This is a genomic window from Sorangium sp. So ce363, assembly GCF_051520435.1.
Lineage (GTDB): Bacteria > Myxococcota_A > Polyangia > Polyangiales > Polyangiaceae > Sorangium > Sorangium cellulosum_B.
Genome location: NZ_CP150333.1, coordinates 6979280 through 6994203 on the forward strand (window position 1 = coordinate 6979280; position 14924 = coordinate 6994203).

The window sequence follows — 14924 nt, forward strand, 5'->3', positions numbered from 1 at the left end:
TGGCGGCGGCGCCGTGGCCGGCGGGTCACTCCTTGTCGAGCTTGCCGACGAGGCTCAGCGTGAAGAAGGCGCCCATGTACTTGAAGTGCGGGCGCACCTGCATGTCGACCTTGTACCAGCCGGCGTTCCCCGGCACCTCGGTCACGATGATCCTCGCCTTGCGGAGCGGCCTGCGCCCGCGGGTCGCCGCGGAGACCACGTCCTGATCGGCGACGTACTGGCCGATCCAGTCGTTGAGCTCCTTCTCGAGATCGCCGCGCTCCTTCCACGTACCGATCTGCTCGCGCTGCAGCACCTTCAGGTAGTGCGCGATGCGGCACATGATGAACATGTACGGCAGCTGCGTGCCGAGCCGGTAGTTCATCTCGGCCGCCCTGCCCTCGTCGCTCTGCCCGAAGAACTTCGCCTTCTGGGCGGAGTTGGCCGAGAAGAAGCAGGCGTTGTCCGAGTCCTTGCGGAACGTGAGCCCGATGAAGCCCTCCTCGGAGAGCTCGAACTCGCGCCGCTCGGTGAGCATGATCTCGGTCGGCACCTTCGTCTGGATCTCGCCCATCGCCTCGTACTGGTGAAGCGGCAGGTTCTCCACGGAGCCGCCCGCCTGGGGGCCGATGATGTTCGGACACCAGCGGTACTTGGCGAAGCTGTCGGCGAGCCGGGTGGCGAAGGCGTACGTCGCGTTGCCCCAGCAGTACGCGTCGTGCTTGCCGACCACGTCCTCCTCGTAGTTGAACGCCTTCACCGGGACGGTGTTGGCGCCGAAGGGCAGGCGGAGCAGGAAGCGCGGCATCACGAGCCCGACGTAGCGCGCGTCCTCGGTCTCGCGGAACGCGTTCCACTTCGTGTACTGCGGCCCCTCGAAGAGCGCCTTGAGGTCCTTCAGGTTGGGCAGCCCCTGGAAGTCCTTCAGGCCGAAGAACTGCGGCCCGGCCGCCGCGATGAAGGGCGCGTGCGACATCGTCGCGACCGCGGCGCACTTCTGGAGGAGCGCGATGTCCTGGGGGCCCGGGCCGAACTCGTAGTTCGCGATGATCGCGCCGACCGGCTTGCCGCCGAACTGCCCGAACTCGGCCGAGTAGACGATCTTGTAGAGCCCGCTCTTCGGCACCTCGGGGGCGTCCTCGAAATCGGCGAGGAGGTCCTCCTTGGAGCAGTTGAGCATCTCGACCTTGACGTTCTCGCGGAAGTCACACCGGTCGATGACGAACTTGAGGCCGCGCCACGCGGACTCGAGCTTCTGGAAGCTCGGGTCGTGGAGGATCTCGTCGATCTGCCGCGACAGCTTGACGTCGATCTCCGCGATCAGCGCGTCGACGAAGGCCTTGTCGACCTTCTCGCCCTCGCGCCGCGGGGCGACGAGCTCCGAGATGAAGGCCTGCACGCCCCGCTTGGCGATCTCGTACCCCTCGTCGCCGGGCGTCATCTTCGTCTCGGCGAGGATCTCGTCGAGCAGCGATCCCCCCTCGAGGGTCTGGACGCCCGCGCTCCCCGCGGCCTGTGTCTCCGTCGCCATCGCTCACTCCCCTTCCTTGTCGAGCCCGAGCTCGCTCACGATCTTGTTGCGCTGAGCCGGGTCGCTCAGGATCTGCTGAATCTTGTTGCGGAACGCCTTCTCGTTTCCGAGCGGGCCCTTGAGGGCCGTCAGCGCGGCGCGCAGGTCGAGCAGCTTCTTGAGCTCCGGCACCTGGTTCGCGATCGCCTCGGGCTCCATGTCGCTCAGCCGGCGGAACTTGAGGTTGACCGTGAGCTCGCTGTTCTCCTGCTCGGACAGGACGTCCTTCACGTTGAAGGTGAGCGCGAGCTTCTGCTCGCTCATGACCTTCTGGAAGTTGTCCTTGTCCACGTTGATGGGCTTGCGGTCCTCGAGGGGCCGCGGATCCGGCCGCTGCGTGTAGTCGCCGAGCATCAGGAGCTTCAGCGGCAGCTCGACGTCCTCCTTCGCGTTCCCGGTGGCCGGCTTGTACGTGATGTTCACGCGCTCTTTCGGCGCGACCGATCCCTCTTTCGATCCGCTCATCGTAGGCTCCTTTCCCCGTCAGCAGCGGGCGGAGCGCCCGCAGGCCGAACGAGCATAGAACAAAACCCCCGCCCCTCGGGCAAGCTTCTCGGCGCGACGCGCATCCCCGTCTTTGCCACCCTGGTCACCCTGGCCACCCGCTCACTCCCCCAGCGACATCTTCAAGGCGAGCGCCGCGTCGAGCTGGCAGACGCGCTCGAAGCAGAGCGTCTCCTTCGCCTTGGCCTCGGGGGTCGCCTCGTAGCCCTGGTTCAGGACCCGGTAGCACGTGTGGAGCGCGGCGTAGAGCTCCGCGCAGAGATCCGGCTGCCAGGTGGTGAGTCGGTGGTGGTCGACGAGGTGCTCCAGCGCCTCGAGCTGCGCCCGCGCCACGAGGAACTGGGACAGCTCGATGTTGATCTGGGCCATCGCGAGCCTCACGCGGAAGCGGTCCAGCGCCGTCGGAGCCGCGGCGGCGGCCTTCTCGAGGAGCGCCATCGCGTCGATGGGCTGCTGGTTCGCGACGAGCCCTCGGGCCTCGGAGAGCGGCTTGTCGAGGTAGCTCCGCGGCCTCGCCGGCGCTGCGGCGCCGCTCGCACCCGAGCCGCCGAGCGCGGCCGCGACCTCGGACGAGAGCCAGGCCTGCGTCTCGCCGTCGGCGAACGGCGTGCCGTCGCTGAATTTGAGGGTCGGCAGGAGCGGCGCGCGGAGCAGCAGGGCGCCCACCTCGACGAGCACCGCCCGCTTGGCGTCGGCGTAGTCGTCGCCGAGCTGATCGAGCGCGTTCGCGACGTACCTGTGCGGATCGAGCCAGAGAGGGTAGCTCTGCGCGTACTCGTCGGCGACCTGCAGCAGATCGGCGAACGCCCCCTGGGTCGTGAGCGCCGGGAGCGTCTGCAGCACGTGCTCGGGCGGCGGTGGGATCGCCGTGCTGCCCGTCGGAGACGACGCGCCCGGATCGTCGAGGAGATCGACCCAGAGCCCGACCCGGAGGATGCGGTACGCGGACGCCCGCTTCGGATCCGCCGCCCGCAGCGCGTCGCCCGCGCGCGCCATCAGGGGCGAGCACTTGCCGAGGGCGGCGAGCGCGGAGTCTTCGTCGACGATCGCCTCGAGGCTGAGCGCCGGATCGCCCGCGGCGGCGACGGGCGCGGGCGCGGGCGGCGGCGCGGCAGCCGCTACCGTGGCCGCCGGCGGCGCCTCGGCCTTCGGCGGCTCGACCCGCGGAGGAGGAGGCGGCGGGGGCGGCGGAGGAGGAGGCGGGGGCGGCGCCTCCGCGGGCAGGCTCGCGACGAGGCTGCGCATCGCGTTCCGGAGCGGGCCGAGCCCTCCGTACGCGTCGCCGAGCTTGTCGGCGAGGTCGACGTCCAGGGCGCGGCTCACCTGGTCGATGGCGTTCACCAGGTCGCGGTCCGCGGCGGTGACGGTGATGCCGGTGAGCGTCCCTGCCGCGAGGTCTCCGAACCAGGCGCACAGGTTGCCGCGCGCCTTGGGCCGCTTGATCGCGGGATACATGGTGTCCCAGAACGCGTTGTTCAGCTCTTGCACGAGCACGAGCCCGTCGAGCAGACCGGGCAGCTTGTCGATCTGCGACTTCGCCGCCGCGTAGTAGAGCGCGACGCGGAAGTCCTTGGACTTCTCGCTCAGGAGCTCATCGGCGACGCTCGCGATGCGCCCCCAGTCGACCTTGCCGCCCGCGAGCGACTGCAGCTTGTCGACCTCGTTCTTGAGGCCCTCGAACGCCTCGTCGTAGGTGACGTCGGCGCCGACGCCGCCGTTGATGGGCGCGTACAGCGCCTCGATCCGCTCTTTGGATTGTTGGATGGCGTCTTCAGCGGCCATGGGGCGCGCAGGATATCAAGGCGTCCTGGGTGTGGACGGCGAATCAGACGACGACTGCACGACGCCTGCACGACGACCGCGCGACGGCTGCACGGCCACTTCGGCGGTGAGCCGGGCGGCGCAGCCGGGCGGCTCACCGGAGCGGCCGCGCGCGGGGTGGAGCGGGTGCCTTCGGCTCGGGCATCGGCTCAGCCGAGGGCTTCCAGGAAGCTGTCGAGCGACAGGTCGGTCCGGGCGACGAGCGCGTCGAGCTCTGGTCCGAGCGCATGTCGGGAAACGTGCTCCTCGACGCGCGGGGGTCCGCAGAGGTCGGCGATGTGCTCGGCCTGGGTGGTGGGCGCGATCATCTCGCGGAACGAGCCCACGTGGGGGGTACCGAGGTGGAGGAGCAGGGTGTGCTGTGGTGTCCAGAACGCGTTCATCACCGTGCGTCCCCATTTCGACAGGCGGCGGGTCATGTCCATCCACACGGCGGCGGCGTAGGCGTCTCCTGCGCCGAGCGGCAGCCTGAGGGCGAGCCCTGTCCTCGGGAGCTCCTGACCGCGGAATGGGATCACCGAGTCGAGGATGTTCTGCAGCACCCAGAAGCGGCTCGCGTCGGTGCCGAAGCCGGCGTCCCAGAGCGCCTTCATCGGCTGGGTCTTCAGCCATGCGCGGTAGGCGGCGTGCGCCGCGTCGGGGTCGTCGAGCGACGGCGGCGAGATCTGGGAGACGCGGTGGAGGAAGGCGTCGACGGGCAGGGTCCTGCCGTTCGTCGCGGCGTCGTGGGCGGCGGCGAGGAGGGGGAACAGGGTGATGGGGAGCGACGGCCCGGCGGAGACGAGTTGATCGTAATCGTAGGACCCGAACACCACCATCGGGTAGAGCCGCCCGGCGTTATCGCCGCTGGCGGCCCAGGCGCCCACGAGCCCGCGGGTGGGCGGCTCGTCGCCTTTCGGTTCGCCGTGGAAGACGAAGAGGCCCAGGGCCGTCTGGTAGTGCGCATCGAAATGGGCGCCCATGGCGCGCCGGGCGAAATCGATGGACGCGCCCAGCCAGCGGTCGAAGGCCGCGAGCTCTTCTCCACCTGCGTTCAGCCGGATGAAATCGCCCGTGGCGGGCAGCTTGCCGAAGCAGCCGATCTGCGGCGGAGCGGCAGGGCCCTTCTTGCGGCGCCAGAACATGACTGCTGGGAGTGAACCACGAACCGCTCACCGAGCGCTACCACCTTCCCGGTTGCGCCAGGAACGTGCGAGCGCCCCCCGAACGACGTCATCAAGGCCCCCCTCTCTCCCCGTTTCACAAAGAGCCAGCGGGGGAGGGGGTGTCGTGCGGGGGGCCGGCGGGGTAGGGCCCCGCGAACCCGAGCGCCGGCCCGCACCGGAGCCGGTCGCGCACGGTCTCGGCCCCCCCGTTCACACGGCAACAGCCCCCCAAAAGGCGCGAGTTCGCGGGAGGGGGTCCCCGCCGGCCCCCCGCACGACACCCCCTCCCCCGCTGGCTCCGTTGCTGCTGCCTACCTCACCCTTTGCCGAAGCGATCGCCGATGCTGGCAGGGCAGTTGGTCGCCCGGAAGAAGCTCGTCGGGAACGGGTGGTTCCCGCGGGTCGGCCTGATCTCCATGGTCACGGTCACCGGCGGCGCCGTCATCTGCCAGGTCACCGTGAACAGCTCGTCGTTGTCCTTCTGGGCGGTGGTCGTCCCGGCCTCGAAGAGCCGGAAGATCCCCCACGGCCCTTCGCGCACGAGCTCCTCGTCGAGCCCCCCCGCGCCGCGCACCTGGATCCTCGCCCCCTTCGCGCCTTCGCCCGGCCAGTTGAAGGTGTGCCAGAACTCTTTCTCGTTGCGATAGAGCCTCTTCTGGCCGTCGACCTCGAAGACCACCTCGCTCACGATCGGGCTGACCGTCTTCATGTTGATGTGGAAGACGACCTTCGGATCCGCCCCGCCGCTGCTCCCGAAGAGCGCGTCGGAGATCTCGTTCGAGCGCCTCAGGCAGTTGTACAGGTTCGCGCTGAACGGCGTGAACGGCTTCGCCGCCTGCGGCTGCCCCGACAGGTGCGCCTTCGGGAAGAACTCGTGCCCGACCTGGTAGTGGAAGCCCTTGAGGTACGTCTCGTAAAAGCCCCAGAGCACCCCGTCCTTCGGCTTGAAGAAGGCCATCGCGTCCTCGAGCGACGCGTCGCGTGACGACGCGAGGTTGAACGGGTAGCGGTCCTTGATCTTGTCGCGGTAGTGCGGCCAGACCTCGACCTCCCAGATCCCGCTCGCCGCGCCGCCTGCGCGCCGCACGACGGCCTTGTACGCCTGCCGGAGGGGGTTCATGAGGAGCGGCTCCATCAGCCGCTGCCCGTTCTGGTCCATCGAGAGCAGCAGCCCCTGGGTCTCCTTCACCGCGTCCTGGAACGCCTCCGTGGCCTTCGAGGTGTCCGCGTCCGGCGGCCCGTCCTCGACGACGCTCATCTCCCCTGCCAGCCGCTCGAGGTGGCCCACGTACTGGCCGAGCTTGGGCGGGGGCGGCGGGGGCTGCCCTTCACCTGCCGGCGGCTGGGGCACCCCGAAGCTGGCCATCGACTCGAACTTGTCAGGCACCGGATCGTAGTGCTCGCGCTGGTTCCCCGTGAGCATCGAGTCGATCCGCACGCCCGTCCGCTGGTCGACCTTCTGCGCGATCATGTCCTTGGCCCTGTCGAGCAGGCCGCCGTCCGCCGTCAGCAGGCTCGGCTTCTCGTCCTTCCCGAACTGCGTCTCGTCCGAGAGCCGCTGGAGCAGCCGCCGGTAGGGCCAGTCGGGCGTGGAGAGCACCCTGAACTCGTGGATCGCGTCCCGGTTCGTCTTCGGGACGTCGACCTGGATGTCGCGGAAGAACGCCTCCCACTGCGCGATGTACGCGTTGTCGTAGTCCTGCCGGACGCGGTCAAGCTCCTTCTGGATCTGGTCGCCCTGCCGCTTCTCGTCGCTCGACAGGGGGAGCACCCAGAGCTCGCGCTCGAGCTTCTTCCTCCCCTCCTTCAGCGACTCGAGCACCTGCGCGTGCCCCTTGGCCGTGTAGGGCCCCTGCACCTCGAACCACGTCCCGCCCCGGTTCTTCTGCGCGCTGTGGACGACGGTCAGCACCTCGGGCCGATCCGCGAACATCTCGTTGAGCGACACCGGCGGGTACTTCAGGTTCTCCGGCGTGTTCGGCCCCGACTCGTCGTACTTCTGATCGATCAGGCTCGTTACAAACTGATCGTAGTAGCGCTTCGTCGGGTCGACCCGCAGCAGGTCGGCGCGCGCCCGGGCGATGAGCGGCTCGTTCAGCTCCTCGGCCTCGAGCTTCTTCCGCCGCACGAGGTCGATGTAGTACGCGACGTGCGGCGTGAGCCGCTCCTTGAGCTCGCTCTCGGGCAGATCGGTGAACGGCTTCAGGGTGTCGGCCCAGACCTGGACGAGCCGCCCGGTCTGCCACCGCGCCGCCTGCTCATCCATGTGGCCCTGGTACTCCTTGCCGAGAAGGACGTAGCTCCGCAGGGCGTTGTAGCCGTCCAGGAACTCCCCCTCGCGCACCTTCTCGAGCTTCGCCTCGAGCTGCGCCTTCGCGGGGCTGACGAAGCCCTGCTTCAAGCTCATGATGTACTGGCCCATCGTCGGCGGGAACAGCTTGTCCCCCTGGAACATGAACCAGCCGTACTCGATCGGCGTGTTCTCGACGTAACCGTCGAGCCGCCCCACGTGCTCCTGCAGCCGATCGAGCTTGTCGATGTTCGCGCGCACGTTCGGCGGCGTGCCGCTCCGCCCGGACCAGTCCACGAACGCGATCTCGTCCGAGATGCGCCGGGTCTCGGCGACGAGCCCCTTGTTGTTGAAGTACGAGATCACCGCCGGCAGGAGGAACAGGAGCGCCACGAGCGCCGCGGCCGCGGCCACCAGGATCCGCTGCATCCGCCGCCGCCGGAGCTCCGCCTCGGAGCGCGCGGCGAGGTCCTGATCCGGGAAGACGACGTTGGTGAAGACGTCGTGCAGGAAGAAGCTCTTCGACTCCTTCGGGACCGTCGCGTCCTCCTCGCCCTCGCCGAGCCCCGCGCGGAGCCCGAACGCGCGCCCCATCGCCCCGACCACGCGGTCGAGCGGCCGCCCCTCCTGGACGCCGCTCGTGAAGTAGAACCCGCGCAGGATCGGCGTGGGCGCCGCGCCCGCCTTGGGCGCGAACGCCGCCGCGATGAAGTCCGACAGGTTGCGCTTCACGGCCGCGAACTCGAGCGGGAACTGGTAGCTCTTCTCCTTCACCTCGCGGTTGCGCTCGCCGATGAGCCGCTTCGTGAGGCGCGCGTGGAGCTTCTCGACGAGCACGTCGAACTCGCGATCGAAGATCTTCCCGGGCTCGTCCTTGTTCTCGTCGAGCCGCACGGTGGCGCCCCACGCCTGGGCGCGCTCGCTCTTCTTCAGGTCGCCGAAGTACTCGGTGAAGCCCGCCACCAGGTCGCTCTTCGTGAAGAGCACGTAGACCGGCAGGACCATGTGCAGCGTCTGCTGCATCTCGTCGATGCGCGCGCGGATCTTCTTGCCGGTCTGATCGATCTGCTCGTCGCTCGCGTCGAGCAGCTCGCTCAGGCTCACCGCGACGATGACGCCGTTCAGCGGCTTGTGCTCGCGGTGCTGCAGCAGGGTCTCGAGGAACGCCATCCACTCGTCGTGGTCGTCGCTCTCGGTCGTGTACCGGCCGGCGGTGTCGAGGAGGATCGCCTCGTTCGTGAACCACCACTCGCAGTTCCTGGTGCCGCCGACGCCGCGCACGCCGGTGCGCTCGGGGTCGATGTACGGGAACACGAGCCCGGAGTGCCGGAGGGCGGTGGTCTTGCCTGCCCCGGGCGGGCCGACCATCACGTACCAGGGGAGGACGTAGAGCGCGTCGGCGCCCCGCTTGCCCCCGCCGAGCTTCGAGGCCTTGAGCGCGGCGATGCCCTCCTGCATCTGCCGGTTGAGCTCCTGGATCTCCGCGCGCCGCTCCGGCTTCGCGTTGATCACCTGCTCCTGCGCCTGCTGCGCGATCGCCTTCTCGAGCGCCCGCGCGGCGCGCGCCGCACGGATGCGCCTATAGACCGCCAGCCCGACGAGCAGGGCGAGGACGACCGCCGTCGCCACGAGCGGGATCTCGATCGGGAACGCCTCGGCCCCCTCCCCTGCCGCCGGGCGCAGCATGAACCACACTCCCCACACGGCGGTGAGGAACAGGGCGCTCAGGATCCACAGCCACATCGGAAGTCTCCCTCGGGAACAGCAGAGGACGGCGGAGTCGCCTAGGTCCCCGTGCTGATCAGCTTCTTGATCTGGTCGGCCACGCCCTCCGCGTCCGAGGCCACGACGAGCCGGAGCACGATGACCACGAGGACGGCCAGCACGAGCAGCCCGAGCGCGATGGCCAGGTAGGGCAGCTCGCGGCGCACCGCGTTCGCCCCGCCGTCCTTGCGCTCCGCGTTCGGCGCGAGGGCCTCACCGCCGCCCTCGGCGACAGCGACGTGGTTGCCCACGCCCTCGATGACGGCGCCGAGGCCCTCCTGCTGGCGCAGACGATATTTCCCCTGGAAGCCGAGGGCCAAGCAGAGGAAGTAGATTTGCGCGACGTGGTTCCTTCCGCGCTGGCCGTAGAGGTTGTCGAGGTTCGTGAAGAACCCGTCGCCGGCCGTGTTCAGCTGGAAGAACTGGAACTGCAGCGGGTTCTGGAGCCACTGCGTCCTCCCCGGCCAGTTCGAGTTGAAGATCACCTCGTCGGCGAAGGCCGCGAGCGCGAACTTCGCGTCGATCATGTCCTGCTCGGGGATGCGCGCCTCCCGGCCGTTCTGCATCATCGTGTCGAACAGGCCGAGGACGCGCCGCTGGAGGATGTCGGGCGCCGGGAGGTCGCGCGAGTTCCTGAGCTGCAGGATCAGCGAGAGCACGTCGGAGCACACAAAGTACATCGTCTGCGAGAGGCTCATGGGCTCCTCACCCGGAAGGGGCGGCCTGACACGTTCACTTTCCTGCCGGGACGGCGATCAGCCGGAGATCGACCTTTTGCGGTTCGATCGGCTGGTAGATAGCGATCGTGCCAGAGCCGAGGATATCGTTCCAGTAATCGCCGTTCTGGTTGACGCGGAGGTAGACGAGCCCCGGCTTGACCGGGATGGCGCCCGGCGGCCGGTACTCGATGGCGACGTTCACGCCGGGCGTCGCGGAGTGCAGGATGTGGCCGATCTGCGTCCACGAGCCGATCTTGAGCAGGCGCGGGAGCCGCTCGCGCAGCGTGCCCTCGTCCGTGCCCTTCGCCTCGAGGAACATCTCGTGGCTGCGGGGCAGCTTCGGGTCCTCGAACCTGCCGAGGTACATGCCGTCCTCGCGCTTCTCGAGCGGCACGATGACGAACTGCTCCGTGACAACCTCGTTGATGAGCTTCCAGGCCCGGTCGAACATCGGGTCGAGGACGCCATCGAGCTCGAGGTAGTTGAACTTGGGGATCGTCGTCGGATCGCTGTCGGTGGCCGCAAAGGTACAGAGCTCTCCGATGAGCGAGCCGAGGACGACATAACACTGCTCCGGGTGCGCGCCGCCGTGGTCGACGAGGTGCGACACGATCGGGATGTACGAGTTCAGGGTGTGGAGCAGCCAGAACTTGGTGAGGTCGGAGGCCTGGAAGTCGACCGACGCCGCGTTGCGCATGCGCCGCCCCTCGACGAGCGACTTCTGCTTGCCGACGAGCGCCGAGAGCACGCGGCGGAGGCCGGACATGATGTGGTCCGACGTGTTGATGCGAAGGACCGACGGGATGAAGCTCTTCCGCAGGGCGATCGCGCCGGAGCTGTCGCGGACGAGCTGCGCGATGCGCACGGTCTGGTACGCGTCGCGCGGCTCGGTGCCGAAGAGGAGCCGCAGGTTGGTGCGGGCCCAGGTGACCGACTGCTCGTTGCGGCCGGAGTTCACGTCCGGGACCGTTGTCTGGGCGGCCACGAACCGCTGGGCGGGGCCCGCCTTCGCCGGGTCCAGGCTGATGTTCGCGGCGGTCTCGCGCAGGTTCGGGATGCCGAGGAAGACGTCGAGCGTCTTCAACGCGGCCGGGAAGGCGCCCTCGAGCGGCCGCGCCTCGACCTGATCTTCGCCGCGATCGCCGATGAAGAACGGCGTGCCGTCGGGGAAGACGCCGTGGCATTTGACCACCTTGAACTGCCCGGCGGAGAGCGCGCGCTCATCGAACTGGGCGGACGTGATGCCCCAGTCGTAGCCCACGACGGCATGGAGGCGCGCATGGAGCAGCGTCTCGTGGTAGGCGTCCGTTTGCTGCAGGTGCTGAGGGGTCATGAAGAGCCCCTCGGTCCAGACCGGCTTGCGCGGGTGAATCATGTCGCCCGTCCAGTCTTATCAGATGTGCCGTGCGCGGCGGCGCGAAAGCGGGTCAGGCGCGGGGAGCGCCGACGCTGCGCTGCGCGCATCGGGCCGCTCGTCGTCGCCGAGGGCGGCGCGGTCACGTCGCGTGGACTGCCGCTGGGAGGACGACCTGCGCGCGCCACGGCGATCACTTCCCCGGGCGAGCGGGCGCCTCTGGCGCGGCCACCTTCTTCGGCAGGCTGAGCCGGCGAACGGCGCTCGCGTTGGGGAACATCGACTCGTCGAACTCGACCCCGTTGTCGATCTTGGTCGAGTCGATGAAGAACGCGACCCGCGGATCGGCCACGGGCGGACCTGCGTCGGACTCGCGGCCGCCGCACTGCGCCTCTCCGGGCGGGAGCGGGAACTCGTAGAAGGTCTTCCAGCTGTTGCCCTTCGGGCTGTGGAACAGGGCGGCGCCGACGAGGTGGCTCGCGTCGGGCAGGCGCTCGAACTTCACCTCGACGAGGTCGTTCGGGAAGACCTCGACCTCGTCGACCTTGGCGAGGTCGTCCTCGAGCGTCTCCTTGTCCTTGAGGAGGATCTGGTCGTATGTCGCGTTCTCCATGCGCGCGCTGCTCTTCAGCTGGTAGAGCCGCACGACCACGGGCCGCGGGTTCCCGTTCTCGTTGGGGTTGATGTTGTCGGACGCGTAGATCGAGAGCGTCACGATCTGGACGTCGCACGGCTCGGGGGCCGCGGGCGGCGGCGCGGCGGACGTGCAGCCCGAGAGCGCGGCGGGCAGCGCGGCGCCGAGGAAGGCGGCGAGGGTCGCCGCGGCGATGGCCGCCGCGACCTTCGCCGGGGCCGCCCCGCGGAGGAGCGACGCCGGCCGACGTCGAGGCCCCGGCTGGCGCGCCGAGCCCTCCCCTGCGGGGGAGGGCGAACGGGGCTCCCCGATCCACATCGAACGCTGTAGGAGCTTGGCGAACGGGACCATGCTCCGCCCAATTTATGCGGAGTCTCGTGGCCAGTACAACTTTCGGTGTGCGAGCGGCGTCGATCGGTCTGATTCAGTCCGTTTCAGTCCGAGAACGAGATCGTGAAGTTCTTTTCGGCGTCGACCCCGATCTGGAGCCGCTTGGGGAGCGGCCCCTCCGCCATCTTCTCGAGGACGGCGACCGAGAGCAGCGGCAGGAGCGACGCCCGGAGGATATGGTCGATGTTGCGCGCCCCCGTGTCGACCTCGGTGCAGCGCGCCGCGATCGTCTCGACGAGCGCGTCCGAGTACGACGCCTCGATCCGCTGGCTCTTGCGCAGGCGGTCGACGAGGGCGTCGAGCTTGAGCCGCGTGATCTCGCCGAGCGCGTCGGGCGAGATCGGCAGGTACGGCACCGTCGTCATGCGCGCGAGCAGCGCCGGCTTGAAGTGCGCGGAGAGCGTCGGCTTGATCGACTCGACGATCTCCTTGATGAACTCGCCGTCCGCGTCGAGGCGGCGCGACGGGTCTTCTTCCCGCGCGGCGACCGTCATGTTCGTGATCTTGTCGGTCGCGAGGTTGCTCGTCAGGATGATGACCGTGTTCTTGAAGTCGACGAGCCGCCCCTCGCCGTCGCTCAGCATGCCCTTGTCGAACACCTGGTAGAACAGGTTCATCACGTCGGGGTCGGCCTTCTCGACCTCGTCGAGGAGCACCACCGTGTAGGGCCGCTGGCGCACGGCCTCGGTGAGCATGCCGCCCTCGCCGTAGCCGACGTAGCCGGGGGGCGAGCCGATGAGCCGGGAGACGGTGTGCTTCTCCTGGAACTCGGACATGTTGATGACCGTCATCATCCGCTCGCCGCCGAACATGAGGTCGGCGATCCCGAGCGCGGTCTCCGTCTTGCCGACGCCGCTGGGCCCCACGAGCAGGAACACGCCCTGGGGCGTGCTCAGCGGCTTCAGGCCCGCGCGCGCGCTCCGGAGCTCCTTCGAGATGCTCACGATGCCGTGCGTCTGCCCCTTGATCCGCCGGGTCAGCCGGTCCTCCATCTCGAGGAGCGCCTTCACGTCGTCCTGGACCATCTTGCCGACGGGGATGCCCGTCCACGCCGCGACCACGCTCGCGACCATGGCCTCGTCGACGTCCGGCCGGATCAGCGGCACCTCGCCCTGGCTCTGCTTGAGCTCGTCGAGGGCCTTCACCACGTCGCGGCGCGCGGCGTCCCGCTCCTCGTTCGTCTTGGCCTCGTCCATCTTCTTGCGGGCGTCGATGACCCGCTGCGTGCCCGCCGTCTCCTTCGCGTAGTCGGCGCGCACCGACTCGAGCTCGGCCTTCGCCTTGGCGAGCTTGTCCTTGAGCTCCGCGACCCGCTCTTGATCGATCTGGACGCCCTTGTCGCGATCCCGCTCGAGCGCCTTGAGCTCGGTCTCGGTGTTCACGATGAGGATCTCGGCGTCCTCGACCGCGGCGGGGCGCTGCTGCAGCGCGACCTTCACCCGGGCCGCGCAGGTGTCGAGCAGGTCGACCGCCTTGTCCGGCAGCTGCCTGCCGGTCAAGTAGCGCGCCGACAGCCGCACGGCCGCGGTCACCGCCTCATCCTGGATGATGACGTTGTGGGCCGCCTCGAACTTCGGCCGGAGCCCCCGGAGCATGACGACGGCCGCCGGCTCGCTCGGCTCGTCGACCTTCACCGGCTGGAAGCGCCGCTCCAGCGCCGCGTCCTTCTCGAAGTATTTCTTGTACTCGCTCCACGTCGTGGCCGCGATCGTCCGGAGCTCGCCGCGGGCGAGCGCCGGCTTGAGCAGGTTGGCCGCGTCGCCGCCGCCTTGCTGGCCGCCCGCGCCGATGAGCGTGTGCGCCTCGTCGATGAAGAGGATGATCGGCTTCGACGACCCCTTCACCTCGGCGATCACCTGCTTCATCCGGTTCTCGAACTCGCCCTTCACGCCGGCCCCTGCCTGGAGCAGCCCCATGTCGAGCCCGAGGATGTCGACGCCCTGCAGGAGCGGCGGCACCTTCGGGTTCTCCGGCGTGCTCTCGACGATGAGCAGCGCGAGCCCCTCGACGAGGGCCGTCTTCCCGACGCCCGCGTCGCCGACGATGATCGGGTTGTTCTTGCGCCGCCGCGCGAGGATATCGATGACCTGCCGGATCTCCCGCTCGCGACCGAAGATCGGATCGATCTGCCCCGCGCGCGCCTTCCCCGTGTAGTCGACGCAGAACTTCGCCAGCGCCGAATCGGGCCCGGCGCTCGCCATCCCGGCCGGCAGCTTCCCGGCCCCGGGCGCGCCTGCGCCCGCCGCCGCCGCGGCGGCCTCCGCCTCCTCCTTGGAGCCGGAGACGATCTTGGGGAGGTTGTTCTTGAGATCGTCTTTCGAGATGCCCTCGAGATACGCGCCGATGCTGCTCACCGAGTACCGGGTCGGCTGCTGGACGAGGCGCTGGAAGAGCACGCCGCTCCGGACCCGCTGGTAGCCGTACTCCATGGATCCGACGAGATAGGCGTCCTGCATCCACTCGAGCATCGTCGGCGAGAGCACGGGCCTCCCGGCGTTGCCCTTCCTCAGCTCTTCCAGGCTGCGCTGGAGCGCGGCGCGGAGGTGCGACGGGTCGAGATCATAGTGGGATACGAGAAACGCGATGTCGGAGTTCGCGTCGTCGAGCAGCGCGAGGAGCAGGTGCTCGAGCGTGACCTCGTAGTGGCGCGCGTTGACACACTGGCCAATCGCCGCCTCGAGGGCAGAGGTGCAGTTCTTGGTGAGTCGCTTGACGATGGCTTTGGTGTCGACGAGCTGCATGCGCGGCATGCTA

Annotated in this window: 9 protein-coding genes; all 9 read right to left on the bottom strand. The window is 68.9% G+C overall.

What is annotated here, in order from left to right:
- Positions 1-25 precede the first annotated feature (25 nt).
- The 9 genes from tssC to tssH all read right to left on the bottom strand — a co-directional run bounded on the left by tssC (position 26) and on the right by tssH (position 14920).
- Entirely contained in the window at positions 26-1510 is a 1485-nt protein-coding gene (gene tssC, locus WMF12_RS26220) for a type VI secretion system contractile sheath large subunit (protein WP_437739406.1), read from the bottom strand.
- A 3-nt stretch (positions 1511-1513) separates the two neighbouring features.
- Positions 1514-2014, bottom strand: coding sequence for a type VI secretion system contractile sheath small subunit (gene tssB / locus WMF12_RS26225; protein WP_272093886.1), 501 nt, complete (start codon positions 2012-2014; stop codon positions 1514-1516).
- 141 nt (positions 2015-2155) lie between these two features.
- The gene (tssA, locus tag WMF12_RS26230; protein WP_437849973.1) at positions 2156-3835 is read right to left on the bottom strand and encodes a type VI secretion system protein TssA; all 1680 of its coding nucleotides are present in this window, start codon (positions 3833-3835) and stop codon (positions 2156-2158) included.
- A 188-nt stretch (positions 3836-4023) separates the two neighbouring features.
- A complete protein-coding gene (gene tagF, locus WMF12_RS26235) occupies positions 4024-4998 on the bottom strand; it encodes a type VI secretion system-associated protein TagF (protein WP_437849974.1) in 975 nt (324 codons plus the stop codon).
- A 337-nt stretch (positions 4999-5335) separates the two neighbouring features.
- Positions 5336-9052, bottom strand: a complete 3717-nt coding sequence (gene tssM, locus WMF12_RS26240) for a type VI secretion system membrane subunit TssM (protein WP_437849975.1) — start codon at positions 9050-9052, stop codon at positions 5336-5338.
- Positions 9053-9093: 41 nt separating this feature from the next.
- On the bottom strand, positions 9094-9771 hold the full coding sequence (locus tag WMF12_RS26245; protein ID WP_437274698.1) for a DotU family type IV/VI secretion system protein: 678 nt from the start codon (positions 9769-9771) through the stop codon (positions 9094-9096).
- 34 nt (positions 9772-9805) lie between these two features.
- Positions 9806-11167, bottom strand: coding sequence for a type VI secretion system baseplate subunit TssK (gene tssK / locus WMF12_RS26250; protein WP_437739410.1), 1362 nt, complete (start codon positions 11165-11167; stop codon positions 9806-9808).
- Positions 11168-11339: 172 nt separating this feature from the next.
- A complete protein-coding gene (tssJ, locus tag WMF12_RS26255; protein ID WP_437739411.1) occupies positions 11340-12098 on the bottom strand; it encodes a type VI secretion system lipoprotein TssJ in 759 nt (252 codons plus the stop codon).
- 116 nt (positions 12099-12214) lie between these two features.
- Positions 12215-14920, bottom strand: coding sequence for a type VI secretion system ATPase TssH (gene tssH, locus WMF12_RS26260; protein ID WP_437849976.1), 2706 nt, complete (start codon positions 14918-14920; stop codon positions 12215-12217).
- Positions 14921-14924: the final 4 nt, after the last annotated feature.